Origin of the sequence: Enterobacter cloacae (assembly GCF_011078175.1) — a bacterium.
Classification (GTDB): domain Bacteria; phylum Pseudomonadota; class Gammaproteobacteria; order Enterobacterales; family Enterobacteriaceae; genus Enterobacter; species Enterobacter cloacae_Q.
The window spans coordinates 1-26,369 of sequence record NZ_JAALCJ010000017.1; the positions used below are offsets into that span (position 1 = coordinate 1).

46 protein-coding genes and 1 pseudogene are annotated in these 26,369 nt (G+C 50.4%); 7 read left to right on the top strand and 40 right to left on the bottom strand.

Annotated elements, in window-relative coordinates; translation table 11 throughout:
• Positions 1–360: 360 nt before the first annotated feature.
• Positions 361–915, top strand: coding sequence for a gamma carbonic anhydrase family protein (locus G6Q29_RS21070; RefSeq protein WP_165466979.1), 555 nt, complete (start codon positions 361–363; stop codon positions 913–915).
• Here the strand turns inward: G6Q29_RS21070 and G6Q29_RS21075 are convergent.
• Genes G6Q29_RS21075 through dprA form a run of 6 tightly spaced genes read right to left on the bottom strand, consistent with a single transcriptional unit; the run spans position 891 to position 4,674 of the window.
• Entirely contained in the window at positions 891–1,139 is a 249-nt protein-coding gene (locus G6Q29_RS21075) for a DUF1488 domain-containing protein (RefSeq protein ID WP_165466980.1), read from the bottom strand. The genes G6Q29_RS21070 and G6Q29_RS21075 overlap by 25 nt on opposite strands.
• Entirely contained in the window at positions 1,136–1,954 is an 819-nt protein-coding gene (gene aroE / locus G6Q29_RS21080; RefSeq protein WP_165466981.1) for a shikimate dehydrogenase, read from the bottom strand. Before aroE ends, G6Q29_RS21075 begins: the two co-directional genes overlap by 4 nt.
• Before the next feature lie 4 nt (positions 1,955–1,958).
• The gene (tsaC, locus tag G6Q29_RS21085) at positions 1,959–2,531 is read right to left on the bottom strand and encodes an L-threonylcarbamoyladenylate synthase type 1 TsaC (RefSeq protein ID WP_165466982.1); all 573 of its coding nucleotides are present in this window, start codon (positions 2,529–2,531) and stop codon (positions 1,959–1,961) included.
• Positions 2,524–3,078, bottom strand: coding sequence for a DNA topoisomerase family protein (locus G6Q29_RS21090; RefSeq protein WP_165466983.1), 555 nt, complete (start codon positions 3,076–3,078; stop codon positions 2,524–2,526). The genes tsaC and G6Q29_RS21090 overlap by 8 nt, the downstream gene beginning before the upstream one ends.
• A 26-nt stretch (positions 3,079–3,104) precedes the next feature.
• Entirely contained in the window at positions 3,105–3,578 is a 474-nt protein-coding gene (smg, locus tag G6Q29_RS21095; protein WP_148422734.1) for a DUF494 family protein Smg, read from the bottom strand.
• The gene (dprA, locus tag G6Q29_RS21100; RefSeq protein ID WP_165466984.1) at positions 3,550–4,674 is read right to left on the bottom strand and encodes a DNA-protecting protein DprA; all 1,125 of its coding nucleotides are present in this window, start codon (positions 4,672–4,674) and stop codon (positions 3,550–3,552) included. The genes smg and dprA overlap by 29 nt, the downstream gene beginning before the upstream one ends.
• Positions 4,675–4,801: 127 nt before the next feature.
• Between dprA and def the strand changes: the two genes are divergently transcribed.
• The 5 genes from def to mscL all read left to right on the top strand — a co-directional run bounded on the left by def (position 4,802) and on the right by mscL (position 9,581).
• The gene (gene def, locus G6Q29_RS21105; RefSeq protein ID WP_006812188.1) at positions 4,802–5,311 is read left to right on the top strand and encodes a peptide deformylase; all 510 of its coding nucleotides are present in this window, start codon (positions 4,802–4,804) and stop codon (positions 5,309–5,311) included.
• 24 nt (positions 5,312–5,335) lie between these two features.
• Positions 5,336–6,283: a methionyl-tRNA formyltransferase gene (gene fmt / locus G6Q29_RS21110; RefSeq protein WP_165466985.1), complete on the top strand. Its 948-nt coding sequence runs from the start codon at positions 5,336–5,338 to the stop codon at positions 6,281–6,283.
• Positions 6,284–6,335: 52 nt separating this feature from the next.
• A complete protein-coding gene (gene rsmB, locus G6Q29_RS21115) occupies positions 6,336–7,622 on the top strand; it encodes a 16S rRNA (cytosine(967)-C(5))-methyltransferase RsmB (protein WP_165466986.1) in 1,287 nt (428 codons plus the stop codon).
• A 22-nt stretch (positions 7,623–7,644) separates the two neighbouring features.
• Entirely contained in the window at positions 7,645–9,021 is a 1,377-nt protein-coding gene (gene trkA, locus G6Q29_RS21120; RefSeq protein ID WP_165466987.1) for a Trk system potassium transporter TrkA, read from the top strand.
• Positions 9,022–9,167: 146 nt separating this feature from the next.
• Positions 9,168–9,581, top strand: coding sequence for a large-conductance mechanosensitive channel protein MscL (gene mscL / locus G6Q29_RS21125; protein WP_165466988.1), 414 nt, complete (start codon positions 9,168–9,170; stop codon positions 9,579–9,581).
• Here the strand turns inward: mscL and G6Q29_RS21130 are convergent.
• From G6Q29_RS21130 to rpsJ, 31 genes are all read right to left on the bottom strand, one after another.
• On the bottom strand, positions 9,555–9,797 hold the full coding sequence (locus G6Q29_RS21130; protein ID WP_165466989.1) for an alternative ribosome-rescue factor A: 243 nt from the start codon (positions 9,795–9,797) through the stop codon (positions 9,555–9,557). The genes mscL and G6Q29_RS21130 overlap by 27 nt on opposite strands.
• A 57-nt stretch (positions 9,798–9,854) precedes the next feature.
• Positions 9,855–10,280 carry a Zn(2+)-responsive transcriptional regulator gene (gene zntR, locus G6Q29_RS21135; RefSeq protein WP_165466990.1) on the bottom strand — a complete coding sequence of 142 codons (426 nt, stop codon included), beginning with the start codon at positions 10,278–10,280 and terminating at the stop codon, positions 9,855–9,857.
• A gap of 2 nt (positions 10,281–10,282) precedes the next feature.
• Positions 10,283–10,651: a DUF1992 domain-containing protein gene (locus G6Q29_RS21140; protein WP_165466991.1), complete on the bottom strand. Its 369-nt coding sequence runs from the start codon at positions 10,649–10,651 to the stop codon at positions 10,283–10,285.
• Between the two features lie 107 nt (positions 10,652–10,758).
• Positions 10,759–11,142 (bottom strand): 50S ribosomal protein L17, encoded by a 384-nt coding sequence (gene rplQ, locus G6Q29_RS21145; protein ID WP_001216368.1) that lies wholly within the window; start codon positions 11,140–11,142, stop codon positions 10,759–10,761.
• Between the two features lie 40 nt (positions 11,143–11,182).
• Positions 11,183–12,172 (bottom strand): DNA-directed RNA polymerase subunit alpha, encoded by a 990-nt coding sequence (locus G6Q29_RS21150; RefSeq protein WP_002919219.1) that lies wholly within the window; start codon positions 12,170–12,172, stop codon positions 11,183–11,185.
• Positions 12,173–12,197: 25 nt separating this feature from the next.
• Positions 12,198–12,818 carry a 30S ribosomal protein S4 gene (rpsD, locus tag G6Q29_RS21155; RefSeq protein ID WP_003863314.1) on the bottom strand — a complete coding sequence of 207 codons (621 nt, stop codon included), beginning with the start codon at positions 12,816–12,818 and terminating at the stop codon, positions 12,198–12,200.
• 32 nt (positions 12,819–12,850) lie between these two features.
• The gene (gene rpsK / locus G6Q29_RS21160; RefSeq protein WP_003863312.1) at positions 12,851–13,240 is read right to left on the bottom strand and encodes a 30S ribosomal protein S11; all 390 of its coding nucleotides are present in this window, start codon (positions 13,238–13,240) and stop codon (positions 12,851–12,853) included.
• A 16-nt stretch (positions 13,241–13,256) separates the two neighbouring features.
• Positions 13,257–13,613, bottom strand: coding sequence for a 30S ribosomal protein S13 (gene rpsM, locus G6Q29_RS21165; protein ID WP_003863308.1), 357 nt, complete (start codon positions 13,611–13,613; stop codon positions 13,257–13,259).
• Between the two features lie 146 nt (positions 13,614–13,759).
• Complete coding sequence (gene rpmJ / locus G6Q29_RS21170; RefSeq protein WP_000868187.1) at positions 13,760–13,876, bottom strand: 50S ribosomal protein L36; 117 nt, start codon at positions 13,874–13,876, stop codon at positions 13,760–13,762.
• A gap of 31 nt (positions 13,877–13,907) precedes the next feature.
• The gene (gene secY, locus G6Q29_RS21175) at positions 13,908–15,239 is read right to left on the bottom strand and encodes a preprotein translocase subunit SecY (protein ID WP_003863305.1); all 1,332 of its coding nucleotides are present in this window, start codon (positions 15,237–15,239) and stop codon (positions 13,908–13,910) included.
• Between the two features lie 7 nt (positions 15,240–15,246).
• Positions 15,247–15,681 carry a 50S ribosomal protein L15 gene (gene rplO, locus G6Q29_RS21180; RefSeq protein ID WP_003863304.1) on the bottom strand — a complete coding sequence of 145 codons (435 nt, stop codon included), beginning with the start codon at positions 15,679–15,681 and terminating at the stop codon, positions 15,247–15,249.
• Between the two features lie 3 nt (positions 15,682–15,684).
• A complete protein-coding gene (gene rpmD / locus G6Q29_RS21185; RefSeq protein ID WP_003863301.1) occupies positions 15,685–15,864 on the bottom strand; it encodes a 50S ribosomal protein L30 in 180 nt (59 codons plus the stop codon).
• A 6-nt stretch (positions 15,865–15,870) separates the two neighbouring features.
• Positions 15,871–16,371 (bottom strand): 30S ribosomal protein S5, encoded by a 501-nt coding sequence (rpsE, locus tag G6Q29_RS21190; RefSeq protein ID WP_003863299.1) that lies wholly within the window; start codon positions 16,369–16,371, stop codon positions 15,871–15,873.
• Between the two features lie 14 nt (positions 16,372–16,385).
• Complete coding sequence (gene rplR / locus G6Q29_RS21195; RefSeq protein ID WP_003863297.1) at positions 16,386–16,739, bottom strand: 50S ribosomal protein L18; 354 nt, start codon at positions 16,737–16,739, stop codon at positions 16,386–16,388.
• Between the two features lie 9 nt (positions 16,740–16,748).
• Positions 16,749–17,282 carry a 50S ribosomal protein L6 gene (gene rplF, locus G6Q29_RS21200; RefSeq protein ID WP_003863296.1) on the bottom strand — a complete coding sequence of 178 codons (534 nt, stop codon included), beginning with the start codon at positions 17,280–17,282 and terminating at the stop codon, positions 16,749–16,751.
• A gap of 12 nt (positions 17,283–17,294) precedes the next feature.
• Complete coding sequence (rpsH, locus tag G6Q29_RS21205; RefSeq protein ID WP_006178918.1) at positions 17,295–17,687, bottom strand: 30S ribosomal protein S8; 393 nt, start codon at positions 17,685–17,687, stop codon at positions 17,295–17,297.
• A 30-nt stretch (positions 17,688–17,717) separates the two neighbouring features.
• Positions 17,718–18,023, bottom strand: coding sequence for a 30S ribosomal protein S14 (gene rpsN / locus G6Q29_RS21210; protein WP_003863291.1), 306 nt, complete (start codon positions 18,021–18,023; stop codon positions 17,718–17,720).
• A gap of 14 nt (positions 18,024–18,037) precedes the next feature.
• Positions 18,038–18,577 carry a 50S ribosomal protein L5 gene (gene rplE / locus G6Q29_RS21215; RefSeq protein ID WP_022649589.1) on the bottom strand — a complete coding sequence of 180 codons (540 nt, stop codon included), beginning with the start codon at positions 18,575–18,577 and terminating at the stop codon, positions 18,038–18,040.
• A 14-nt stretch (positions 18,578–18,591) separates the two neighbouring features.
• Complete coding sequence (rplX, locus tag G6Q29_RS21220; protein WP_003863287.1) at positions 18,592–18,906, bottom strand: 50S ribosomal protein L24; 315 nt, start codon at positions 18,904–18,906, stop codon at positions 18,592–18,594.
• Between the two features lie 10 nt (positions 18,907–18,916).
• On the bottom strand, positions 18,917–19,288 hold the full coding sequence (gene rplN, locus G6Q29_RS21225) for a 50S ribosomal protein L14 (protein ID WP_002919748.1): 372 nt from the start codon (positions 19,286–19,288) through the stop codon (positions 18,917–18,919).
• A 166-nt stretch (positions 19,289–19,454) separates the two neighbouring features.
• Positions 19,455–19,709, bottom strand: a complete 255-nt coding sequence (gene rpsQ / locus G6Q29_RS21230) for a 30S ribosomal protein S17 (protein WP_002438707.1) — start codon at positions 19,707–19,709, stop codon at positions 19,455–19,457.
• Positions 19,709–19,900, bottom strand: a complete 192-nt coding sequence (rpmC, locus tag G6Q29_RS21235; protein ID WP_003863282.1) for a 50S ribosomal protein L29 — start codon at positions 19,898–19,900, stop codon at positions 19,709–19,711. Before rpmC ends, rpsQ begins: the two co-directional genes overlap by 1 nt.
• Positions 19,900–20,310, bottom strand: a complete 411-nt coding sequence (gene rplP / locus G6Q29_RS21240; protein WP_002919759.1) for a 50S ribosomal protein L16 — start codon at positions 20,308–20,310, stop codon at positions 19,900–19,902. Before rplP ends, rpmC begins: the two co-directional genes overlap by 1 nt.
• A gap of 12 nt (positions 20,311–20,322) precedes the next feature.
• The gene (gene rpsC / locus G6Q29_RS21245; protein WP_000529945.1) at positions 20,323–21,024 is read right to left on the bottom strand and encodes a 30S ribosomal protein S3; all 702 of its coding nucleotides are present in this window, start codon (positions 21,022–21,024) and stop codon (positions 20,323–20,325) included.
• Between the two features lie 17 nt (positions 21,025–21,041).
• Positions 21,042–21,374, bottom strand: coding sequence for a 50S ribosomal protein L22 (gene rplV / locus G6Q29_RS21250; protein ID WP_002919773.1), 333 nt, complete (start codon positions 21,372–21,374; stop codon positions 21,042–21,044).
• Positions 21,375–21,388: 14 nt separating this feature from the next.
• Positions 21,389–21,667 carry a 30S ribosomal protein S19 gene (rpsS, locus tag G6Q29_RS21255; protein ID WP_001138117.1) on the bottom strand — a complete coding sequence of 93 codons (279 nt, stop codon included), beginning with the start codon at positions 21,665–21,667 and terminating at the stop codon, positions 21,389–21,391.
• Between the two features lie 16 nt (positions 21,668–21,683).
• Positions 21,684–22,505: a 50S ribosomal protein L2 gene (rplB, locus tag G6Q29_RS21260; protein WP_000301859.1), complete on the bottom strand. Its 822-nt coding sequence runs from the start codon at positions 22,503–22,505 to the stop codon at positions 21,684–21,686.
• Positions 22,506–22,522: 17 nt separating this feature from the next.
• Positions 22,523–22,825: a 50S ribosomal protein L23 gene (gene rplW / locus G6Q29_RS21265; RefSeq protein ID WP_000617546.1), complete on the bottom strand. Its 303-nt coding sequence runs from the start codon at positions 22,823–22,825 to the stop codon at positions 22,523–22,525.
• Positions 22,822–23,427, bottom strand: a complete 606-nt coding sequence (rplD, locus tag G6Q29_RS21270; protein ID WP_000424395.1) for a 50S ribosomal protein L4 — start codon at positions 23,425–23,427, stop codon at positions 22,822–22,824. The genes rplW and rplD overlap by 4 nt, the downstream gene beginning before the upstream one ends.
• Positions 23,428–23,437: 10 nt before the next feature.
• Complete coding sequence (gene rplC / locus G6Q29_RS21275; protein ID WP_003863274.1) at positions 23,438–24,067, bottom strand: 50S ribosomal protein L3; 630 nt, start codon at positions 24,065–24,067, stop codon at positions 23,438–23,440.
• A 32-nt stretch (positions 24,068–24,099) separates the two neighbouring features.
• Positions 24,100–24,411: a 30S ribosomal protein S10 gene (gene rpsJ / locus G6Q29_RS21280; RefSeq protein WP_001181005.1), complete on the bottom strand. Its 312-nt coding sequence runs from the start codon at positions 24,409–24,411 to the stop codon at positions 24,100–24,102.
• A 380-nt stretch (positions 24,412–24,791) separates the two neighbouring features.
• Here rpsJ and G6Q29_RS21285 point away from each other — a divergent pair, with 380 nt between their 5' ends.
• Positions 24,792–25,265: a prepilin peptidase gene (locus G6Q29_RS21285; protein WP_165466992.1), complete on the top strand. Its 474-nt coding sequence runs from the start codon at positions 24,792–24,794 to the stop codon at positions 25,263–25,265.
• On the opposite strand, the gene bfr is transcribed toward G6Q29_RS21285, so the two are convergent.
• The 3 genes and pseudogenes from bfr to tuf form a co-directional block, all read right to left on the bottom strand.
• Positions 25,249–25,725: a bacterioferritin gene (bfr, locus tag G6Q29_RS21290; protein ID WP_165466993.1), complete on the bottom strand. Its 477-nt coding sequence runs from the start codon at positions 25,723–25,725 to the stop codon at positions 25,249–25,251. The two genes, G6Q29_RS21285 and bfr, sit on opposite strands and share 17 nt — an antisense overlap.
• A 72-nt stretch (positions 25,726–25,797) precedes the next feature.
• The gene (gene bfd, locus G6Q29_RS21295; protein ID WP_003863268.1) at positions 25,798–25,992 is read right to left on the bottom strand and encodes a bacterioferritin-associated ferredoxin; all 195 of its coding nucleotides are present in this window, start codon (positions 25,990–25,992) and stop codon (positions 25,798–25,800) included.
• 178 nt (positions 25,993–26,170) lie between these two features.
• Positions 26,171–26,369: pseudogene (gene tuf, locus G6Q29_RS21300) on the bottom strand (elongation factor Tu); the annotation flags it as partial.

A 26,369-nucleotide genomic window follows, 5' to 3' on the forward strand; every position in this document is an offset into this window, starting at 1 on the left:
ACAGATTGTCTGATAAATTGTTAAAGAGCAGTTGCGACGCGCTTCAGCGCTCTGTCGCGAGGTGGCGTATATTACGCTTTCCTCTTTCAGAGTCAACCCCGATTTTCAGGATTTTTTCTCTTCAACCGACCGGGTTGTTTGTGAAGTGATTCACATCCGCCGTGTCGATGGAGGCGCATTATAGGGATCCCAGTTTTTAGCACAAGTATTTTTTAGATCTTTTTTTCCAACTGATGATTTTCCGTGCTTTTCGCTGAAAACCCATCCGATCCGCTTAAAAAATGACGCATTTTGCCTTGCCTCGTTCCAGGAATACGATCAAAGTCTTCTTTAACAGTGCTCATCTGTATCGAGGTAGATATGTTTGCAGTTTTACGACCTTATAAAGATCTATTCCCCCAAAAAGGCGATCGCGTGATGATCGATGCCAGCAGCGTGGTCATTGGTGATGTTCGCATTGCCGATGATGTCAGCATCTGGCCACTCGTCGCGATCCGGGGTGATGTTAACTATGTTGCAATCGGTGCACGCACCAATATTCAGGACGGCAGCGTGCTGCATGTGACTCATAAGTCATCTTATAACCCTGAGGGCAATCCACTCATCATTGGGGAAGATGTTACGGTCGGTCATAAAGTAATGCTCCACGGCTGCACAATTGGTAACAGGGTTCTCGTTGGGATGGGATCGATTTTGCTGGATGGCGTCATAGTAGAAGATGACGTAATGATTGGTGCAGGAAGCCTTGTTCCGCAAAACAAACGCCTGAAAAGTGGCTATCTCTATTTAGGCAGTCCGGTTAAACAGATCCGCCCCCTAAAAGAGGCGGAGATCGAAGGATTGAAATACTCAGCGAACAATTACGTTAAATGGAAGAATGACTATCTGGATCAGGATAACCAGACCCAGCCCTGATCGTCTTCCTGCTGATCGCGGATCAAATCGCTGGCTTCCTCTTCCATATCCCAGCGATTTTCGCAAAAGATCGCCAACGGATCTGAACCACCAAAGCGCTGGAGCAGCGTTTCCCGTTTGATTGCACAGGTTAACTGCATTCCATGCACCAGCACCGGGAAACAAACCGCTTGCTTGTTTTCATCCCAGATTTCTCTGTCGGGAAAATGAATCGCCTGATTCATGCCATCAGTTCCTGTTTCAGCTTTTCGATCACAGGTTCTACAGCAGGTAACACGCCATGCCAGAGTAGCACCGCATGAGCCGCCTGCCCCACCAGCATGCCCAGACCATCAGCCACGTGTTTTGCCCCCTGTTGTTCGCACCAGGTCAGAAATGGCGTTTTCCCTTTTTGATAAAACATGTCATAGGCGTAGATGTGGGAATGAACCAGGGATGCAGGAATCGCCGGGATCTCTCCATTAATACCGCTTGAGGTGGCATTAATCACAAGATCAAATTCGTGACCCGCGAGATCCTTAAGTGCTACCGCAGCTACGCTGCCTGTGTGTGCGAACAACGCCGCCAGCTCTTCTGCTCTGGAGAAAGTACGGTTGGTGATTGTCACCGCACAATCCAGCGAAAGAAGAGGAAGCAATACGCCGCGCGACGCGCCACCCGCACCGATCAGCAGGATCCGAAAGCCTGGTTTAATAAACGACAATCGCTCCAGATCGCTGAGTAAACCAATACCATCGGTGTTATCGCCCAGAAGGCGACCATCCTCAAGCCGCTTAAGGGTATTGACGGCACCAGCGAGCGACGCACGCTCGGTCAGCTCATCCGCACGCCCGAAAGCCTCTTCTTTAAAAGGCACAGTGACGTTCGCACCTTTACCGCCCGCATCAAAAAAGCTATCCAGCGTCGGTATAAATGCATCAACGGGCGCAAGAACCCGACCATACGGGTGGTCTATCTGCAATTGCTCCGCAAACAGCCGATGGATCAGAGGTGATTTGCTGTGCGCGATCGGGTTACCAAAAACAGCATAGGTTTCCATCACATTATCCCTGGCGAAAACGTTCGCCGGTCAAGGCATCGCGAATTTCTGACGGGTTTAGACGGCCACCGGTTTCACCGACGGCTACCGGAAAATCACGCCCGAACTGCGCCAGAACTTCTTCGGTTGTCCGACACGGGGGAAGCCCGGTAAGGTTGGCGCTGGTTGAAACCAGAGGTTTACCAAATGCCTGGCATAACTTCACCACCAGCGGATGGTCGGTGACGCGTACCGCGAGTGAATCGAAACGCCCGGTTAACCAGCGCGGCGTTGTCGGTTGTGCAGGAAAAACAAACGTCACGGGACCGGGCCACGCAGAGAAAATGGTTTCCCGCTGTGCAGGTGTCAGCATGGAATCATCAATATAAGGTTTTAGCTGCTCGTAGTTCGCAGCGATCAAAATCAATCCTTTTTCGACAGGCCGCTGTTTTAGCGCCAGCAGACGGTTAACGGCTACTTCGCTGTCAGGATCGCACCCGACCCCGAAAACGGCTTCTGTTGGATAGGCGATGACTTCTTCTTTTTTCAGGATGTCCACCGCCTGCGCGATGGAGCCTGATGGCAGGTTATTATTCACTGATTCGATCCGCCGAAACCGGCTTTCCACATTGTTTACTGGCGCAAAAGCGTTTCAGGCCTTGCGCGGTTTTCTTTTCTATAAGTAACGGATAATCGCAATAAGAACAGACGCCCGCTACTGGTTTGAAATTGATAACGAACTGGCATTCAGGATAGCGATCGCATGAATGGAAGGTCTTGCCATAACGAGAGCGGCGCTGCACCAGTTGACCACTCTGGCACTGAGGGCAGGCAATTGCCGTTTCATCTGGCTTATCAATTTGTTCCGTATGCGCACATTCTGGATAGCGACTGCATCCGATAAACATCCCGAAACGCCCCTGCCGCAGCGCCAGTTCAGCGCCACAGAGTGGACAAAGCTGCCCCTCCAGAATTTTGACGATATGTCCGTCCGCCTGGCTTTTCAGGGGACGGACATAATCACATTCCGGATAGTGTGAACAACCGAGAAACGGACCGTGTTTCCCGGACCGAATAACAAGTTCAGCCCCACACTGTGGACAGGGCTCGTTTTTATGCACCGTGAAGAGTGCTGATTTGGCCATAACAACTCTTGTTGCTGCACATAGAATTAATGCAGCATACCTTCATTCACTTCAAAGAGTAATTCTTCCATTTGCTGATAGGCATTTTCACAGCCCGGAATGTTGAACAGAACCATCAGGATCACCCATTTCAGATCCTCCAGTTCAAACTCAGCAGTATCCAGCGCCATGACGCGCTCTATCACCATCTCTCTCGTTTCGAGGTTTAGCACCTGAATCTGCTCGAGGAATAAAATGAATCCCCGGCAGCTGGCATCCAGCCTTTCACACTCTTCAGCTGTATAGATGCGCACTGACAATGGGTCAGAAGCAAGCTGCATCGGTTCGGCGAGGCCGTCCTGATAATCAGCCAACTTATCCAGCCACATCAACGCATTATAGATATCTTCCCGCTCAAAACCTGCGTCGGTCAGATCCCGTGTTAATTTGTCCTGATCCACGTGCATCTCTGCTTCGTTGTGGATGTAAGTCTCAAACAAATACATCAGTACGTCGAACATGGCATGCCCTCCTTAATCGGACATAGCCGCCGGGTACAGCTGCGATCCACCCTGCTAACTCCAGTTCAAGTAGCTGTGCTACCGTTACTGGCACAGGTTGGCCGGCACGTTCAGCGACAACGTCAACAGGTGTTACCTCATCTCCTACGTTAGCCAGGAGCTTGGGAAATGGCAATGCTACTGCCTCCTGATCCGATGAAATATGTCGCTTTTGGCGATCATCCTGCAACCAATGCAATCCATGCTGTAAATTTTCCAGGATATCCTCTTTACAGGTCACCAGCGTCGCCCCCTGTTTTATCAGCCAGTGAGGGCCTTCACAGCCGGGGTTCCCCAACGGGCCGGGCAGCGCAAAAATTTCACGCCCCTGCTCCAGCGCGCACCTTGCAGTAACAAGCGATCCACTCCGAATAGCAGCTTCAACCACCAGCACGCCCTGGCTTAACCCACTGATGATCCGGTTACGCCGTGGGAAGTTACCCGGTCTGGGCGGCGTTGAGAGTGAAAATTCAGACACTATCGCTCCCTCTGAAGCGATGAGTTGCTCAGCAAGAATGTGATGACGACGCGGGTAGAGGCTAAAAAGACCATTGCCAAGCACGGCGACACTTCGCCCTTTTGCTGACAGCGCCGCATGATGTGCCACACCATCGATGCCGCAAGCCAGGCCACTGGTGATCGTAAAGCCACATTGGGACAGCTGTTCACTCAGCATTTTCCCCCAACGCTCGCCGTACCACGAGGGCGCACGGCTGCCCACAATCGCAAGCTGCATGCTATTAAGCACATCAACGCAACCTCGCACAAATAGCGCCCCGGGAAAATCAGGTATAGAACGCAACAATGGCGGAAAGCGAGGATCATCAGCCGTGAGAAGGTGGTTGCCCGTGTGTTCCAGCCATTCCAGACTTCGTTCAAGCTCACTCTCACACAATGAAAAAAACTTTACGGCATGTTTGGCCGAAAGCCCTGCCTCTTTGACAGCGTCAGCATCAACAGTTGCCTGGCAAAGCAACCGCTGAGCAGCGTCCAGCATCGCATCACCGTATAACGATCCGATGTTTATAAGCCGTAACCATATCTCTGTGGACGTCATCCTTTTCCCTGCCATAAGCAGCCTCAGCAATCTTTGCGATTGGTCACTGATGCTGTCAATCGACCGGGGATTTGTCTAGAATAGAAGTAATATTCTTATCAACTCCTGAACACGACTCTGGAAATTTATGGCAGTTTTGCAAGTGTTACATATTCCTGACGAGCGCCTTCGCATCGTCGCGGAACCGGTTAAAGAAGTGAATGCAGAAATTCAGCGTATCGTCGATGATATGTTCGATACCATGTACGCTGAAGAAGGCATTGGCCTTGCCGCGACCCAGGTAGACATTCACAAACGTATTATTGTGATCGACGTTTCTGAAAATCGTGATGAGCGTCTGGTGCTGATCAACCCTGAGCTGCTGGAAAAAAGCGGCGAAACAGGTATTGAGGAAGGCTGCCTGTCTATCCCTGAACAGCGCGCTTTGGTGCCACGTGCCGAAAAAGTTAAAATCCGCGCACTGGATCGTGACGGCAATCCGTTTGAGCTGGAAGCCGACGATCTGCTGGCGATTTGTATTCAGCATGAGATGGATCACCTGGTCGGTAAACTGTTTATCGATTACCTCTCACCACTGAAACAACAGCGTATTCGTCAGAAAGTTGAGAAACTGGATCGTTTGCGTTCTCGCGCTTAACGCCCCCCGGATACAAGGAATAACGTGTCTACATCACTACGTATAATCTTCGCGGGTACCCCTGATTTTGCAGCGCGTCATCTCGATGCGCTGCTATCGTCTGGTCATCAGATTGCTGGCGTATTTACTCAGCCGGATCGTCCGGCTGGCCGCGGTAAAAAACTGATGCCAGGCCCGGTTAAAGTGCTGGCAGAAAAGCATGGTTTACCGGTTTTCCAGCCCGCGTCATTACGACCTCAGGAAAACCAGCAGTTAGTGTCAGACCTGAACGCCGACGTGATGGTAGTTGTGGCTTATGGCCTCATTCTGCCGAAAGCGGTACTCGATATGCCCCGCCTGGGCTGTGTTAACGTTCATGGTTCTTTGCTCCCACGCTGGCGTGGTGCAGCCCCTATTCAGCGCGCTCTGTGGGCAGGCGATGCTGAAACTGGCGTGACAATCATGAAGATGGACGTAGGTTTGGACACGGGCGACATGCTGTATAAACTGGCGTGTCCCATTACCGCAGAAGATACCAGCGCCACGCTGTACGACAAGCTGGCGGATCTCGGCCCGCAGGGGCTGATTGAGACGTTGCAACAGCTTGCTGACAATACAGTGACACCTGAAGTGCAGGATGAGGCACAGGTGACCTATGCTGAAAAACTGAGTAAAGAAGAAGCCCGGATCGACTGGTCTCTGTCAGCAGCTCAACTCGAACGCTGCATCCGCGCCTTTAATCCATGGCCGATGAGCTGGTTGATGATTGATGAGCAGCCAGTGAAAGTCTGGAAAGCGTCAGTTATTAACGGCAATACATCGGCAGAGCCCGGTACGATTATCGACGCCAGCAAAAACGGTATCCAGGTTGCGACCGGAGAAGGGATCCTGAATCTTGAATCGCTGCAACCGGCCGGTAAAAAGGCAATGAGCGCGCAGGATCTATTAAATTCCCGTCGTGAATGGTTCATCCCTGGCAATCGCCTTGCCTGAACAAATTTACTCTTAAGGCCCGGTGTTTCCGGGCATTTTTATTTTTACGGTTATGAAAAGACAAAATCTACGCACTATGGCGGCCCAGGCCGTTGAGCAGGTTATCGAGCAGGGCCAGTCACTGAGTAATGTCCTGCCTGCACTGCAACAAAAGGTTTCCGATAAAGATAAAGCACTGCTTCAGGAGCTGTGCTTTGGCGTGCTGCGCACCCTTTCTCAGCTTGAGTGGTTAATTAATAAGCTGATGTCACGCCCGATGAGCGGCAAGCAGCGTACCGTGCATTATTTGATCATGGTCGGTTTCTACCAGCTTCTTCATACCCGCATTCCACCTCATGCTGCGCTGGCTGAGACAGTGGAGGGTGCCGTTGCGATTAAACGTCCCCAGCTGAAAGGTTTGATTAATGGCGTGCTGCGTCAATTCCAGCGTCAGCAGGACGAACTGCTGGCAGAATTTGCGCAAAGCGAAGCGCGCTTCCTGCACCCTGAATGGCTGCTGAATCGCCTTAAAAAAGCCTACCCACAGCAATGGCAAGACATTGCTGATGCCAATAACCAACGCCCGCCGATGTGGTTACGCGTCAATCGTAACCATCATACCCGCGACGCATGGCTGGCCCTGCTGGAAGAGGCTGGAATGAGCGGCTTCACACACGCTGCTTATCCTGATGCGGTTCGTTTAGCCTCCCCTGCACCGGTACATGCATTACCCGGTTTTGAAGAGGGCTGGGTAACGGTACAGGACGCATCAGCTCAGGGCTGCATGACCTGGCTTGAACCGAAGGACGGGGAGCAGATCCTCGATCTCTGTGCCGCACCAGGGGGTAAAACAACGCACATTCTGGAAGTGGCGCCGATGGCCAGCGTGATGGCCGTGGATGTTGATGAGCAACGCCTTTCACGTGTCTATGACAACCTTAAGCGCCTGGGTATGAAAGCACAGGTTAAGCAAGGCGATGGACGCAAACCCGCAGACTGGTGTGGTGATACCCGTTTCGATCGTATTTTGCTGGACGCCCCCTGCTCTGCAACCGGCGTTATTCGCCGTCATCCTGATATCAAATGGCTGCGTCGCGATCGTGATATCAAAGAGCTTGCCCAGTTGCAATCCGAAATTCTGGATGCCATCTGGCCACATCTCAAACCCGGCGGAACGCTGGTGTATGCAACCTGCTCTGTTCTCCCGGAAGAGAACGGTCAGCAAATTGCGGCTTTCCTGAAACGCACCCCGGACGCTACGTTGTACGATACGGGGACGCCTGAGCACCCAGGTCTGCAAAATCTGCCGGGCGCTGAAGAGGGTGATGGCTTCTTTTACGCTAAGCTAATCAAAAAGTGATGTTGAGAACAGGTCACGAAAGATGAAAATTATCATTCTGGGCGCAGGGCAAGTTGGCGGAACGCTGGCGGAAAATCTCGTGGGCGAAAACAACGATATCACCATTGTGGATACCAATGGCGATCGCCTGCGCGTTTTGCAGGACAAGTTTGATCTTCGTGTTGTCCAGGGGCACGGCTCTCATCCACGTGTACTTCGGGAGGCGGGCGCAGACGATGCCGACATGCTGGTTGCAGTTACCAGTTCTGATGAAACCAACATGGTTGCATGTCAGGTGGCTTACTCGTTGTTCAACACACCAAACCGCATCGCTCGCATTCGCTCCCCGGACTATGTCCGGGATGCGGAGAAGCTGTTTAATTCTGAAGCGGTACCTATCGACCATCTCATTGCACCAGAACAGCTGGTCATCGACAGTATTTATCGCCTGATTGAATACCCGGGCGCGTTGCAGGTAGTGAACTTTGCTGAAGGAAAAGTAAGCCTGGCGGTTGTGAAGGCCTATTACGGCGGCCCGCTGATTGGTAATGCCCTGTCGACAATGCGCGAGCATATGCCACATATTGATACGCGTGTTGCGGCGATTTTCCGTCACGACAGGCCCATTCGTCCGCAAGGTTCCACCATTGTCGAAGCCGGGGATGAAGTCTTCTTTATTGCGGCCTCTCAGCATATCCGCGCGGTGATGAGTGAACTTCAGCGTCTCGAAAAACCCTATAAACGTATTATGCTGGTCGGTGGCGGTAATATTGGTGCAGGCCTGGCGAGACGACTGGAAAAAGACTACAGCGTAAAACTGATCGAACGGGATCAACAGCGAGCGTCGGAGCTGGCTGAACAACTTCAGAACACGATCGTGTTCTATGGGGATGCTTCGGATCAGGAATTGCTGGCCGAAGAGCATATCGATCAGGTCGATCTTTTTATTGCCGTCACCAACGACGACGAAGCGAATATTATGTCCGCCATGCTCGCTAAACGTATGGGGGCGAAAAAAGTAATGGTGCTTATCCAGCGTAAGGCTTATGTCGACCTGGTACAGGGTAGCGTAATAGATATTGCTATTTCACCTCAGCAAGCCACCATTTCTGCCCTGCTAAGCCACGTGCGCAAAGCGGATATTGTCGGCGTGTCATCTCTTCGTCGTGGAGTTGCTGAAGCCATTGAAGCCGTCGCTCACGGGGATGAAACGACGTCGCGCGTTGTTGGTCGCGCGATCGACGAAATTAAACTTCCACCAGGCACCATTATCGGCGCCGTAGTGCGAGGTAACGATGTCATGATCGCCAATGATAATTTACGTATCGAGCAGGGTGACCACGTTATTATGTTTCTGACCGATAAAAAATTTATTACCGACGTCGAGCGTTTATTCCAGCCAAGCCCGTTCTTCCTGTAATGATTCGGGTGCTCAGACGAGAGCACCCAAATATTAACCTTCTAATTTTCATGCCTTTTATTTTTAATAACGATTATTTATCCCCAATGGCAATTAGCTAATCATTTGTTAAACTTATAGGCGTCAGCTGGCACAAGGAGAACATAATGAGTTTTATTAAAGAGTTTCGCGAATTTGCGATGCGCGGGAATGTGGTGGATTTGGCTGTGGGTGTCATTATTGGTGCAGCGTTCGGTAAGATCGTTTCATCATTAGTCGCCGACATTATTATGCCGCCGTTAGGACTGTTGATTGGAGGCATTGATTTCAAACAATTCGCCTTCACCCTACGGGAAGCTCAGGGCGATGTCCCTGCGGTTGTAATGCACTATGGCGTATTCATTCAGAACGTTTTTGATTTCGTGATTGTGGCATTTGCCATTTTCATGGCCATCAAACTTATCAACAGACTTAACCGTAAAAAAGAAGAACCGGCTGCTGCCCCGCCAGCACCCACTAAAGAAGAAGTCTTGCTGACTGAAATTCGCGATCTGTTAAAAGAACAGAATAATCGCGTTTAAACAAGCGACAGAAACAGGAAGGCCAGTGGTAAAAAAGCGATTAGCTTGCTTGCCACTGGCCTCCCAGTTACCGCGTTGTGCATGTTTACCTTTACGCAAATAACTGCCTTTTCCTTTTTTGTTCTTCTCAACACGCTGTCTGAAAAGTGGATCATGAAGTAATGCCTCAATGGCGTTATCCTTAATTTTTCCCTTAGTATGCTGGTAGCGGCTCATCATTTCTCCTGAGCATAGTTAATGTCGGCAGGAGTCTAGTTCCTGCCTGATAAAAAATCAACAACCCTGAATTTCACTACTGGCGCCCTGTTCAAGTGCTTCCAGTATTGAGCAATAAACACTGCTGTGAGCGGTACCACAGCACGCGTCATTTAACCTTTGCAGAGATCGCTGCATGGCTTGCAGCTCCTGAATGCGTGCTTCAACTTCATCCAGCCGGGCCTGGACGATGCTTTTAGATTCCTGGCACGTATGGTGTTCAGGATCGATACGGATCGACAGCAGTTCACGGATCGATTCCAGCGTGAAGCCGAGTTGCCGTGCATAGCGGATAAAACGAAGGCGTTGAAGATCGTTATCCGTATAAAGGCGAAATCCACCTTCCGTTCTGACCTCATGATCGATCATCTGCTGCTTTTCGTAGTAGCGGATAGTATCCGGCGTTACGTTAGCAAGTTTCGCAAGTTCACCTATACGGTACATGGCTACTCCTCATTTATTTTTTGCATCAAACTTTGACTGTATTCACCATGCAAAAAGTCAGTATTCATTCCCGTCTGGCGAAGCTTTAGTTCGATGAGCGCTAATCGGCGACTGATTTCAGAGAACCGTGGGTCGTTCTTATGAATACCTTTGAGTAGATCGGCAAGCTCGACGGCTTCATTACGTTGCTGAAGTTCAGGGGGTAAACATCCTGCATTTTTCAGTAATCGGTAACCGGCCCGTAGTTCAGATGGAATATGTGAATCATCGTCCAGTACCAGAGGTTCACCGCTACCGGGAAGATTTTCGAACTCGCCTTTGTTTTGGGCATCGCAAATATGGCGTTCAGCCCACTGATCGAGCAACCACATAATGAACTCCAGGGGATGAGCAGAAAAGATACAGACATTGTAGATAAGTGGAGATTCTGCGGATATAAAAAAACCCGCCGAGGCGGGTTTTTTTACGTTACTACAGATTACTCTGCAGCAGCTTCTGCTTTCTCTGAACGATCAACCAGCTCGATGTAAGCCATCGGCGCGTTGTCGCCTGCACGGAAGCCACACTTCAGAATGCGAGTGTAACCACCGGCACGGCTCGCGAAACGCGGGCCCAGTTCGTTAAACAGTTTTGCCACGATCTCGTTATCACGAGTACGGGCGAATGCCAGACGACGATTAGCAACGCTGTCAGTCTTGGCAAGAGTAATCAGCGGCTCAACTACGCGACGCAGCTCTTTCGCTTTAGGCAGGGTCGTCTTGATGATCTCATGACGAACCAGTGAACCTGCCATGTTGCGGAACATAGCCTGGCGATGGCTGCTGTTGCGGTTCAGTTGACGACCACTCTTACGATGGCGCATGACCTTATCCTTCTCAGTAAAACCTTAACCTGTGATCCGGTTACTCGTCAGCAATGCTTGCCGGTGGCCAGTTTTCCAGGCGCATGCCCAGAGACAGACCACGTGAAGCCAGCACGTCTTTAATCTCGGTAAGAGATTTTTTACCCAGGTTCGGCGTTTTCAGCAACTCAACCTCGGTACGCTGTACCAGATCACCGATATAGTGGATAGCTTCTGCCTTGAGGCAGTTAGCAGAGCGGACAGTCAATTCCAGATCGTCAACAGGGCGCAGCAGGATCGGATCGAATTCTGGTTTCTCTTCTTTCACTTCCGGCTGACGTACATCACGTAAGTCAACGAAAGCTTCCAGTTGTTCTGCCAGGATGGTTGCCGCACGACGAATCGCCTCTTCAGGATCGATTGTGCCATTGGTTTCCATTTCGATGACCAGCTTGTCCAGGTCGGTACGCTGTTCTACACGCGCTGCTTCAACATTGTAGGCAATACGCTCTACAGGGCTGTAGCATGCGTCGACCAGCAGACGGCCGATTGGGCGCTCATCTTCTTCCGAATGAATTCGGGCAGAAGCCGGCACATAACCACGACCGCGCTGAACTTTGATACGCATGCTAATAGCTGCGTTCTCATCGGTCAGGTGGCAGATCACGTGCTGCGGCTTGACGATTTCAACATCACCGTCGTGGGTGATGTCGGCTGCAGTCACAGGGCCAATGCCAGATTTATTCAGAGTAAGAATAACTTCATCTTTACCCTGAACTCTCACCGCCAGCCCTTTCAGGTTGAGCAGGATTTCAAGGATATCTTCCTGAACGCCTTCTTTGGTGCTGTACTCATGAAGTACACCATCAATCTCAACCTCGGTCACCGCGCAACCCGGCATCGATGAGAGCAGAATACGGCGCAGTGCGTTACCCAGAGTATGGCCAAAGCCACGCTCTAAAGGCTCAAGGGTCACCTTGGCGTGCGTCGAACTCACTTGCTCGATATCTACCAGGCGCGGTTTTAGAAACTCTGTCACAGAACCCTGCATTGTGTCCTCTCTTTGGTACTAAGCTTTACTTGGAGTAAAGCTCGACGATCAGGTGTTCGTTAATGTCCGCAGACAGATCAGAACGTTCTGGCTGACGCTTGAACGTACCTTCCATCTTGCCAGCATCAACTTCCAGCCAGGTTGGCTTTTCACGCTGCTCAGCCAGCTCCAGAGCGGCTTTCACGCGAGATTGCTTTTTCGCTTTCTCACGAATGCTAACAACGTCATTCGCTTTAACCTGATAAGAAGCGATGTTAACAACACGACCGTTTACCATGATTGCTTTATGGCTAACCAGCTGGCGTGATTCAGCACGAGTCGCGCCGAAGCCCATACGGTATACAACGTTGTCCAGACGACCTTCCAGCAGAGCCAGCAGGTTTTCACCTGTGTTGCCTTTCAGACGAGCTGCTTCTTTATAGTAGTTACGGAACTGACGCTCCAGCACACCGTAGATACGGCGAACTTTTTGCTTTTCACGCAACTGCACACCATAGTCAGACAGACGCGGTTTACGCGCACCGTGCTGGCCAGGAGCTTGTTCAATTTTACACTTGGTATCGATCGCGCGAACGCCAGACTTAAGGAATAAGTCGGTGCCCTCACGACGGCTCAGCTTGAGCTTAGGACCCAAATATCTTGCCATTTTCTATCTCCAACTAACCTAAAAAACGAGCGTTATACGCGACGTTTTTTCGGCGGACGACAACCGTTATGAGGGATCGGAGTCACATCAGTAATATTCGTGATGCGGAAACCAGCGGCGTTCAGAGCGCGAACAGTAGATTCACGACCCGGACCCGGACCTTTAACCATAACTTCCAGATTCTTGATGCCGTATTCTTTTACGGCTTCAGCGCAACGCTCTGCTGCAACCTGAGCTGCGAACGGAGTGGATTTGCGAGAACCACGGAAACCGGAACCACCGGCTGTTGCCCAACCCAATGCGTTACCCTGACGATCAGTAATAGTAACGATGGTGTTGTTGAAAGAAGCATGGATATGAGCCACGCCGTCAGAGACTTGTTTTCTTACACGTTTACGTGCACGAACTGGTGCCTTTGCCATTATTCAATCACCCCGATTATTTCTTGATCGGTTTGCGCGGACCCTTACGGGTACGTGCGTTGGTCTTAGTACGCTGACCGCGCACTGGCAGACCACGACGATGACGCAAACCGCGATAGCAACCAAGATCCATCAGGCGCTTGATGCTCATGCTGATTTCACGGCGCAGATCACCTTCAACGACAAATTTGGCAACTTCGTCACGCAGCGTGTCGATTTGTTCTTCAGACAGCTCACTGATCTTAACATCTTCAGCGATACCCGCTGCAGCCAGAATGGCTTTAGAACGGGTCTTGCCGACGCCGTAGATCGAAGTTAATGCGATCACAGCATGTTTCTGATCAGGAATGTTAATGCCTGCTATACGGGCCACTATGCACTCCTACTATTTAATATGTACGCACCATGCTGAAAAGCCCGTTTTCAGGATACTCAAATGGAAACGTACAGACATACAAAAGATTGGCTGGCTAATCTAGCCAGCTCAACCCAACTTTGCAAGAAAAATATGCGAAATAATCAGCCTTGGCGCTGTTTATGCTTCGGCTCGGCACTGCAAATCACACGGATGACACCATCACGCTTAACGATTTTGCAGTTACGGCATAATTTCTTGACGGAAGCACGAACTTTCATTTTTACTCTCCGTAACTTCTCAGGCGACCAATTAGCGGCCGTAGCCTTTCAGGTTCGCCTTCTTCAATGCAGACTCATACTGACTGGACATCATCAGAGTTTGCACTTGAGCCATAAAGTCCATAATCACGACAACAACGATAAGCAGTGAGGTCCCACCGAAGTAGAACGGTACTTTCATTGCATCACGCATGAACTCCGGGATCAGGCAGATAAAAGTAATATAGAGCGCACCAACCAGAGTCAGGCGGGTCATTACTTTATCGATATACTTCGCCGTTTGCTCTCCCGGACGAATTCCTGGTACAAATGCACCGGACTTCTTCAGGTTATCTGCTGTTTCACGCGGGTTGAAGACCAACGCCGTGTAGAAGAAACAGAAGAAGATGATCGCAGACGCATAGAGTAACACATAAAGTGGTTGCCCAGGCTGCAAATACAGCGAAATTGTTGTCAGCCAGTTCCAACCAGTACCGCCCCCGAACCATGACGCGATGGTTGCCGGGAACAGAATAATACTGGAAGCGAAGATTGCCGGGATTACCCCCGCCATATTCACTTTCAGCGGTAAATGTGTGCTCTGTGCAGCATAGACACGACGACCTTGCTGACGTTTAGCGTAGTTCACCACAATGCGGCGTTGACCACGTTCAACGAAGACAACAAAGAACGTCACTGCAAATACTAATACTGCAACCAACAGCAACAGGAGGAAGTGCAGGTCGCCTTGACGCGCTTGCTCGATAGTGTGGGCAATGGCTGGCGGGAGACCCGCAACAATACCGGCGAAGATAATGATTGAGATACCGTTACCGATACCACGTTCAGTAATCTGTTCGCCGAGCCACATCAGGAACATAGTCCCTGTGACCAGACTAACAACAGCGGTGAAATAGAATGCAAAGCCTGGGTTTAATACCAGGCCCTGCATACCAGGCATATTCGGCAGACCAGTAGCAATACCGATCGACTGGAATATTGCCAGCACCAGAGTACCGTAACGGGTGTACTGACTAATCTTACGACGTCCGGACTCCCCTTCTTTCTTCAGTTCTGCCAGGGCCGGATGAACGACCGTCAGCAGCTGGATAATAATCGATGCCGAAATATACGGCATGATACCCAGAGCGAAGATAGAAGCACGGCTGAGAGCACCACCAGAGAACATGTTGAACATTTCAATGATGGTGCCTCGCTGTTGCTCAAGCAGTTTGGCAAGTACAGCGGCATCAATACCAGGGATCGGAATAAAAGAGCCAATACGGAACACAATCAGCGCGCCGATTACAAACAGCAGTCTGCGTTTCAGCTCGCCAAATCCACCTTTGGCACTTTGAAAATCTAATCCCGGTTGCTTAGCCATCTGCTACTTATTCCTCAATTTTACCGCCAGCAGCTTCGATAGCAGCACGAGCACCTTTAGTAACACGCAGGCCGCGAACAGTTACCGGAGTAGAAACTTCACCAGCCAGGATCACTTTCGCGAACTCGATCTGGATACCGATAATGTTAGCCGCTTTCAGCGTATTCAGGTCTACAACGCCGCCTTCAACTTTCGCCAGGTCAGACAGACGGATTTCCGCTGTGATCGCTGCTTTGCGAGAGGTGAAGCCGAACTTCGGCAGACGACGGTACAGTGGCATCTGGCCACCCTCGAAACCGCGACGTACGCCACCGCCAGAACGAGAGTTCTGACCTTTGTGACCACGACCACCGGTTTTGCCGAGGCCAGAACCGATACCACGACCCAGGCGTTTACCCGCCTTTTTAGAGCCTTCGGCCGGAGACAGAGTATTTAAACGCATCTCTTACTCCTCAACTTTAACCATGAAGTAAACCGCGTTGACCATACCACGAACAGCAGGAGTATCCTCGCGCTCAACGGTATGACCAATACGACGCAGACCCAGGCCAAGCAGCGTTGCCTTGTGTTTCGGCAGACGACCGATTGCACTGCGGGTTTGAGTGATTTTAATAGTCTTTGCCATGGTCAATTACCCCAGAATTTCTTCAACGGATTTACCACGCTTGGCAGCGACCATTTCTGGAGAATTCATATTTTCCAGGCCATCAATAGTTGCACGAACCACGTTGATCGGGTTGGTGGAACCATATGCTTTAGCCAGAACGTTATGAACTCCAGCAACTTCCAGAACGGCGCGCATTGCACCACCGGCGATGATACCGGTACCTTCTGAAGCTGGCTGCATGAATACACGAGAACCCGTGTGAACACCTTTAACTGGGTGTTGCAGGGTACCGTTGTTCAGCGCGACGTTAATCATATTGCGACGGGCTTTTTCCATCGCTTTCTGGATCGCTGCTGGAACTTCACGCGCTTTACCGTAACCAAAACCAACGCGACCGTTACCATCACCCACTACAGTCAGAGCTGTGAAGGAGAAAATACGACCACCTTTAACGGTTTTAGATACGCGGTTTACCGCGATCAGCTTTTCCTGCAGTTCGCCAGCCTGTTTTTCGATGTGAGCCATCTTACACCTCTACCTTAGAACTGAAGGCCAGCTTCACGGGCAGCATCTGCCAGTGCCTGGACACGACCATGATATTGGAACCCGGAACGGTCAAAGGAAACATTGCTGATGCCTTTTTCCAGAGCGCGTTCAGCGACAGCTTTACCTACAGCTGCTGCGGCGTCTTTGTTACCGGTATACTTCAATTGTTCTGAGATAGCTTTTTCTACAGTAGAAGCAGCTACCAGAACTTCAGAACCGTTCGGTGCAATTACCTGTGCGTAAATATGACGCGGGGTACGATGTACCACCAGGCGAGTTGCACCCAGCTCTTTGAGCTTGCGGCGTGCGCGGGTCGCACGACGGATACGAGCAGATTTCTTATCCATAGTGTTACCTTACTTCTTCTTAGCCTCTTTGGTACGCACGACTTCGTCGGCGTAACGAACACCCTTGCCTTTATAAGGCTCAGGACGACGGTAGGCGCGCAGATCTGCTGCAACCTGACCGATCAGCTGCTTATCAGCGCCTTTCAGCACGATTTCAGTTTGAGTCGGACATTCTGCAGTGATACCGGCCGGCAGCGGATGCTCAACAGGGTGTGAGAAGCCCAGAGACAGGCCTACTGCATTCCCTTTGATAGCTGCACGATAACCTACACCAACCAGCTGAAGCTTTTTAGTGAAGCCTTCGGTAACACCAACAACCATTGAGTTCAGCAGGGCACGCGCGGTACCAGCCTGAGCCCAGCCATCCACGAAACCATCACGTGGACCGAAGGTCAGAGCGTTATCTGCATGTTTAACTTCAACAGCTTTGTTGAGGGTACGAGTCAGCTCGCCGTTTTTACCTTTGATCGTAATAACCTGACCGTCGATTTTTACATCAACGCCGGCAGGAATAACGACCGGTGCTTTAGCAACACGAGACATTCTTTCCTCCGATTAGGCTACGTAGCAGATAATTTCGCCACCAAGACCAGCCTGGCGCGCTGCACGATCAGTCATAACACCTTTAGAGGTAGAAACAACTGCGATACCAAGACCAGCCATAACTTTTGGCAGCTCATCTTTTTTCTTATAGATGCGCAGGCCTGGGCGGCTGACACGCTGAATGCTTTCTACAACAGCTTTACCCTGGAAATACTTGAGAGTAAGTTCCAGTTCCGGCTTGGTGTCGCCTTCAACTTTAAAATCTTCGATAAAACCTTCTTCCTTCAGCACGTTGGCAATTGCCACTTTCAGCTTGGCGGAAGGCATGGTGACCGCAACTTTGTTCGCGGCCTGACCGTTACGGATACGGGTCAGCATATCCGCGATCGGATCTTGCATGCTCATCTGTCTTTACTCCCGTGATTCAATTGGTAATTACCAGCTAGCCTTTTTCAAGCCTGGTACTTCACCGCGCATGGCGGCTTCACGCAGTTTGATACGGCTCAACCCAAACTTGCCCACATAACCATGTGGACGACCTGTTTGACGACAGCGGTTACGCTGACGAGACGGGCTGGAATCACGCGGCAGAGACTGCAGCTTGAGAACCGCATTCCAACGATCTTCGTCGGAAGCGTTCACATCAGAAATGATCGCTTTCAGTTCAGCGCGTTTAGCGAAGAATTTATCAGCTAAAGCTACGCGCTTTACTTCGCGTGCTTTCATTGATTGCTTAGCCATTCAGTAACCCTACCTTACTTGCGGAACGGGAAGTCAAAGGCAGCCAGCAGAGCACGGCCTTCTTCATCAGATTTCGCAGTAGTGGTAATGGTAATATCCAAACCACGCACGCGGTCGACTTTATCGTAGTCGATTTCTGGGAAGATGATCTGCTCACGGACACCCATGCTGTAGTTACCACGACCGTCGAAAGACTTAGCGGACAAGCCACGGAAGTCACGGATACGTGGAACAGCAATAGTGATCAGGCGCTCAAGGAACTCCCACATGCGTTCGCCACGCAGAGTTACTTTACAGCCGATCGGATAGCCCTGACGGATTTTGAAGCCTGCAACAGATTTGCGTGCTTTGGTGATCAGCGGTTTTTGACCGGAGATTGCTGTCAGGTCAGCTGCTGCGTTATCCAGCAGTTTCTTGTCAGCGATCGCTTCACCAACACCCATGTTCAGGGTGATCTTCTCGACCCGAGGGACTTGCATGACAGAATTGTAGCTAAACTCAGTCATGAGTTTGTTAACTACTTCGTCTTTGTAGTAATCATGCAGTTTCGCCATCGTACTACTCCAAATTACTTGATAGTTTCGCTGTTAGACTTGAAGAAACGGACTTTTTTACCGTCTTCGAATCTAAAGCCTACACGGTCAGCCTTACCGGTAGCCGCATTGAAGATTGCAACGTTAGAAACCTGAATAGCAGCTTCTTTTTCAACGATGCCGCCTGGTTGGTTCAGGGCCGGAACCGGCTTCTGATGTTTCTTAACCAGGTTGATACCTTCAACGACGAGTTTGCCGGAAGACAGAACATTTTTTACTTTACCGCGTTTACCTTTATCTTTACCGGTTAACACGATAACTTCGTCATCACGACGGATTTTCGCTGCCATGATTCGCTCCTTAGAGTACTTCTGGTGCCAGAGAGATAATTTTCATGAACTTCTCAGTACGAAGTTCACGAGTTACCGGCCCAAAGATACGCGTGCCGATAGGCTGCTCGCTGTTATTGTTTAAAATAACGCATGCATTACCATCGAAGCGAATGACAGAACCGTCAGGGCGACGAACACCCTTCTTGGTGCGCACCACTACCGCCTTCAGCACATCACCTTTTTTGACCTTACCACGTGGAATTGCTTCCTTGATGGTGATCTTGATGATGTCGCCTACGCCTGCGTAGCGACGGTGCGAGCCACCCAGAACCTTGATACACATTACGCGACGTGCACCGGAGTTGTCGGCGACGTTCAGCATAGTCTGTTCTTGGATCATTTTAGTGCTCCGCTAATGTCAACTACTACCTGAGACTCTAAAATCAGAGCCGTTAAAAAGCCCCATATCGAGGGCGCGGCATTATAACACCGCTTCTGCAATATGGGTAGAAAAAATAAACGGCTCATCGCTGAGCCGTTTATTCGTATTGAGAATGCGTACTCTATTACAGAACCGCTTTCTCTACAACGCGAACCAGCGTCCAGGACTTAGTCTTGGACAGTGGACGGCATTCACGGATTTCAACCTTGTCGCCGATACCACATTCGTTGTTCTCGTCATGTACGTGCAGTTTGGTCGTACGCTTGATGAATTTACCGTAGATCGGGTGTTTCACAAAACGTTCGATAGCTACAACAATGGATTTCTCCATTTTATCGCTAACAACACGACCTTGCAGAGTACGGATTTTATCGGTCATTACGCACCCGCCTTCTGAGTCAGTAAAGTCTTAACGCGCGCAACATTGCGACGCACTTGCTTCAGCAGGTGAGTCTGTTGCAGCTGGCCACTTGCAGCCTGCATACGCAGGTTGAACTGCTCACGCAGCAGGTTCAGCAGCTCAGCGTTCAGCTCTTCAACGCTTTTTTCACGCAGCTCTTTTGCTTTCATTACATCACCGTCTTAGTTACAAAGGTGGTTTTGATAGGCAGTTTCGCTGCTGCCAGGCCGAAGGCTTCACGGGCCAGCTCTTCCGGAACACCGTCCATTTCATAAAGGACTTTGCCCGGTTGGATCAAGGCAACCCAGTACTCCACGTTACCTTTACCTTTACCCATACGAACTTCCAGTGGCTTCTCGGTGATCGGTTTGTCCGGGAATACACGGATCCAGATCTTACCTTGACGCTTAACTGCACGGGTCATTGCACGACGTGCTGCTTCGATCTGACGTGCAGTCAGACGACCACGGCCAACAGCTTTCAGACCGAAAGTGCCGAAGCTAACATCCGTACCCTGCGCCAGACCACGGTTGCGGCCTTTGTGCACTTTACGGAATTTTGTACGCTTTGGTTGTAACATCAGCGACGCTCCTTATTTACGGCCTTTACGCTGCTGCTTTTTAGGTTGAGCAGCCGGTTTTTCCGGTTGTTCAACAGCAGCCATACCACCCAGGATCTCACCTTTGAAGATCCATACCTTAACGCCGATTACACCGTAAGTGGTGTGCGCTTCAGAGGTGTTGTAGTCGATGTCAGCACGCAGAGTGTGCAGCGGTACGCGACCTTCACGGTACCATTCGGTACGTGCGATTTCCGCGCCGCCCAGACGGCCGCTAACTTCAACTTTGATACCTTTAGCGCCCAGACGCATTGCGTTCTGTACAGCACGCTTCATAGCACGACGGAACATAACACGACGTTCCAGCTGAGAAGTGATGCTGTCAGCAACCAATTTAGCGTCCAGTTCAGGCTTACGAACTTCAGCGATATTGATCTGTGCAGGAACGCCAGCGATATCCGCTACGACCTTGCGCAGTTTTTCTACGTCTTCGCCTTTCTTACCGATAACGATGCCAGGGCGAGCAGTGTGGATAGTCACACGGATGCTCTTAGCTGGACGCTCGATAACGATACGAGATACAGACGCTTTAGCCAGTTCCTTAGTCAGGTACTGACGTACTTTAAAATCGCTGTCCAGGTTGTCAGCGAATTCTTTGGTGTTCGCAAACCAGGTAGAGTTCCATGGTTTTACAATACCCAGGCGAATACCATTAGGATGTACTTTCTGACCCATTGCTAGTCTCCAGAGTCTCAGCGATCGGACACAACCACAGTAATGTGGCTGGTGCGCTTCAGGATGCGATCTGCACGACCTTTCGCACGCGGCATAATGCGCTTCATGCTTGGGCCTTCATCTACGAAAATTTTCGCGACTTTCAGATCGTCGATGTCAGCGCCATCGTTGTGTTCAGCGTTAGCAATGGCAGATTCCAGTACTTTCTTGACCAATACCGCAGCTTTCTTGTTGGTATAGGTCAGGATGTCCAGGGCCTGCGACACTTTCTTACCGCGAATCAGGTCAGCAACAAGGCGAACCTTCTGTGCAGAAGAACGAGCATGGCGATGTTGAGCTAAAGTTTCCATCTCTTCCTCCTACCTTATTTCTTCTTCGCTTTTTTATCAGCAGCGTGGCCGCGATAAGTACGAGTCGGTGCGAATTCACCCAGTTTGTGACCAACCATTTCGTCGGTAACAAAGACTGGAACGTGCTGACGACCATTATGGACAGCGATGGTCAAACCGATCATGTTAGGAAAGATCGTTGAACGACGGGACCAAGTGCGCAGGGGCTTCTTGTCTCCGCTTTCCACCGCTTTCTCTACCTTCTTCAGCAAGTGCAGGTCAATAAAAGGACCTTTCTTGAGAGAACGTGGCATGGCTTATCCTCTAAAATTATTTGCTACGGCGACGTACGATAAATTTATCAGTACGCTTGTTGCTGCGGGTCTTCTTACCTTTGGTCTGTACGCCCCACGGAGTTACCGGGTGCTTACCAAAGTTACGACCTTCACCACCACCATGTGGGTGGTCGACTGGGTTCATCGCAGTACCGCGAACGGTAGGACGAACACCACGCCAGCGTGCAGCACCAGCTTTACCCAGAACGCGCAGCATATGCTCAGCATTGCCAACTTCGCCCAGAGTAGCGCGGCAGTCTGCTTCGACTTTACGCATTTCACCAGAACGCAGACGCAGGGTGACATAAGCACCATCACGAGCAACGATCTGAACGTAAGTACCTGCGGAACGCGCCAGCTGACCGCCTTTACCTGGTTTCATTTCTACGTTATGAACGGTAGAACCAACCGGGATATTGCGCATCGGCAGGGTGTTACCTGCTTTGATTGCAGCATCAACGCCAGACTGAATCTGGTCGCCAGCTTTCAGGCCTTTAGGGGCCAGGATGTAACGGCGTTCGCCATCTTTGTACAGAACCAGCGCGATGTTCGCGGAACGGTTCGGATCGTACTCAAGACGCTCAACAACTGCTGGGATACCGTCTTTGTTGCGTTTGAAGTCAACAATACGATAAGCCTGCTTGTGGCCACCACCGATGTGACGAGTGGTGATACGGCCATTGTTGTTACGACCACCGGATTTGCTGTTTTTTTCCAGCAACGGAGCAAAAGGTTTGCCCTTGTGCAGCTCAGGGTTAACCACTTTAACTACGTGGCGACGACCCGGAGATGTCGGTTTACATTTAACAACTGCCATTGTATTACTCCTCCGACTTACTCAGCGCCGCCAACGAAGTCCAGGTTCTGGCCTTCTTTCAGGGTGACGTAAGCTTTTTTCCAGTCGCTACGACGACCGATACGCTGTCCGTGACGTTTAACTTTCCCTTTAACTACCAGGGTGTTAACGACTTCGACTTCGACTTCAAACAGTTTCTGCACAGCAGCTTTGATCTCTGCTTTGGTCGCGTCTTTAGCAACTTTGAGAACGATGGTGTTTGTTTTTTCCATCGCAGTAGACGCTTTTTCAGAAACGTGCGGTGCGCGAAGCACCTTCAGCAGACGTTCTTCACGAATCATGCCAGCATCTCCTCAACTTGCTTAACAGCATCAGCAGTCATTACGACTTTGTCGAAGGCGATCAGGCTAACCGGGTCGATACCAGTCGCATCGCGTACGTCAACCTTGTGCAGGTTACGTGCGGCCAGGAACAGGTTCTCGTCCAGCTCACCGGTGATGATCAGCACATCTTCCAGAGCCATGTCTTTCAGTTTCTGAGCCAGCAGCTTAGTTTTAGGCGCTTCTACAGAGAACTTCTCGACAACGATCAGACGATCCTGACGTACCAGTTCGGACAGGATGCTTTTCAGCGCGCCGCGGTACATCTTTTTGTTAACTTTTTGACTGTGGTCCTGTGGACGCGCAGCGAAGGTCACGCCACCTGAACGCCAGATCGGGCTCTTGATAGAACCTGAACGCGCACGGCCGGTACCTTTCTGGCGCCATGGCTTTTTGCCAGAACCAGTTACTTCAGCACGAGTCTTCTGAGCACGAGTACCCTGACGAGCACCAGCTGCATAAGCAACAACAACCTGGTGAACCAGCGCTTCGTTGAAATCACGACCGAAGGTAGTTTCGGAAACAGTCAGCGCGCTCTGCGCGTCTTTCAATACTAATTCCATTGCTATCCCCTTACGCCTTCACAGCTGGTTTAACGATCAGGTCGCTACCGGTTGCACCCGGGACCGCACCTTTAACCAGCAGCAGGTTGCGCTCAGCGTCAACACGTACTACGTCCAGGCTCTGAACGGTTACACGTTCGTTACCCAGCTGACCTGCCATTTTCTTGCCTTTGAACACTTTGCCCGGAGTCTGGTTCTGACCGATAGAACCCGGAACGCGGTGAGACAAGGAGTTACCGTGAGTAGCGTCCTGGGTACGGAAGTTCCAGCGCTTAACGGTACCAGCAAAACCTTTACCTTTAGAGGTACCGGTTACGTCAACTTTTTTAACGTCAGCAAACAGCTCAACGCTAATGTCCTGACCTACGGTGAACTCTTCGCCTTCAGCAAGACGGAATTCCCACAGACCACGGCCAGCTTCTACGCCAGCTTTAGCGAAGTGACCCGCTTCTGGTTTGGTTACACGGTTAGCTTTTTTAGCACCTGTGGTAACCTGAATAGCGCGGTAGCCATCGTTAGCCAGATCTTTAACCTGAGTAACGCGGTTTGCTTCGACTTCGATTACGGTTACTGGGATAGAAACGCCATCTTCAGTGAAGATGCGGGTCATGCCCACTTTTTTACCGACTAAACCAATCATTGTATCAACCTCTCAATCGCTCGATGACCTGATTAACCCAGGCTGATCTGCACGTCTACACCGGCAGCCAGATCCAGACGCATCAGAGCATCAACGGTTTTCTCAGTTGGCTCAACGATGTCAACCAGACGCTTGTGAGTGCGGATTTCGTACTGATCGCGCGCGTCTTTGTTAACGTGCGGAGAAATCAGAACGGTAAAGCGCTCTTTGCGGGTCGGCAGCGGGATCGGACCACGGACTTGCGCACCAGTGCGCTTAGCAGTCTCGACGATTTCCGCGGTTGATTGATCGATCAGACGATGATCAAACGCTTTAAGGCGGATACGGATTCTTTGGTTCTGCATGAGACCAGAGCTCCAATTATTTTATAAACGAAAATGATTACTCCTCAAACCCATTACGATTGATGGGAGAGTGTAACCGTTCTTACGTAGCTCCCCAATTGGGAGCATTGTTGAGTAACAAAGTGAGCTACTCTGGTTCAGATTGAACCCGCCGTCAATTACGACAAGCCCGCGCATTATACGTAAATCTGGGGAAGACGCAAGTGCCGTTTAGAAATTAAGCGCCAAAGATGTACTCTGCGTAAGGCCTCGCAATTTTTTATGCAAAATATCCCTTCTCAACTCTTTGTCTGAAGCCGCTGCGCAATTGCCGTTTTAACACATTGCCGGACATGCAGATTATAACGAGTATGCGCTCAAACCGTTTTGAGGCTCTCGCTATGCTACTGTCCCTCCCCTTTCTGCTGATCTATTTTGCATTATCGGTCTTGCTTGTGCGTACCGATATTCGCACGGGGCTTCTTCCCGATAAATTTCTTTGCCCGCTGCTATGGGCGGGCCTGCTTTACCAGCTTTGTCTCCATCCTGATTTTTTACCGAGCGCGGTAGTGGGTGCGATGGCAGGATACGCCGGATTCGCCGTTATCTATTGGGGATATCGTCTCATCTGCCAGCGTGAAGGGATGGGATATGGCGACATAAAATATCTGGCGGCGCTGGGGGCATGGCACGGTTGGTGTGTATTGCCACTACTGGCGTTATTGGCCGCACTGATGGCTCTGCTGTATCTGACTGCTCTGTCGTTGTTAACTCCTGATAAGCGGGCATTAAAAAACCCACTGCCTTTTGGGCCATTTCTGGCAGCAGCGGGTTTATGCGTTGGCTGGGAAAGCCTGATTAACCTTCCACTTTAATCTGAGACTGAAGGTAGTTCTGAAGACCAATTTTGCTAATAAGATCCAGCTCGGTCTCAAGCCAGTCGATATGCCCTTCCTCATCGGCCAGGATCTGGATCATCATATCGCGGCTGACGTAGTCATGTACGCTGTCCGCATAGGCAATGGCTTCACGTAAGTCTTTGGCGCCCTCCAGCTCAAGTCGGAGATCAGAACGCAACATCTCTTCGACATCTTCTCCGATGCCAAGTTTTCCGAGATCCTGTAGGTTAGGAATGCCTTCAAGGAATAAAATACGCTCAATATATTTATCGGCGTGTTTCATTTCATCAATGGACTCATGGTATTCAACATCGTTGAGGCGAGTCAGCCCCCAGTTTTTGAACATTCTTGCATGGAGAAAATACTGATTGATTGCGACAAGCTCATTTCCCAATAATTTATTGAGATAACTTATGATTTTAACATCACCTTTCATTATATAGTCCCTCCGCTTCCACTCATTGAAGCGTAGATCGGGCTACGGGGATGTCAAAAAAAAGATAGAGGCTTACGCGATCTCTTTGAATTCCGGGATCTGCATCAGTTCGTCCTGCATGATCTCACGCGCTGCACGAACGCATTTACCGCATTGATTTCCCACCGGAACAAACTTGCGAAGCTGCTGGAAAGATTGTGGCTGAAACTGGCGAACGGCCTGACGAATTTTTTTGTCACTTACACCATTACATAAACAAACGTACATAAAGACTCCCGTTCAAAATATGCGCAAAGTGTAAGTGAGAATGGTTATGATTACAATAGCACAAGCGCCGTAATACGTGGCGGGAGAAGACAAAAAATGCGAATTTTTATGACAGCGATTCTACGGCAGAAAACAAAAAAGGACGCCGAAGCGTCCTTTTTATTTCAGGGATAATTAATTAGCCCAGAACTTTAGCAACAACGCCCGCGCCAACGGTACGGCCACCTTCACGGATTGCGAAGCGCAGACCGTCGTCCATCGCGATTGGGTGGATCAGAGTCACAACCATCTTGATGTTGTCGCCTGGCATTACCATCTCTACGCCTTCTGGCAGTTCGATGGTACCGGTCACGTCAGTTGTACGGAAGTAGAACTGT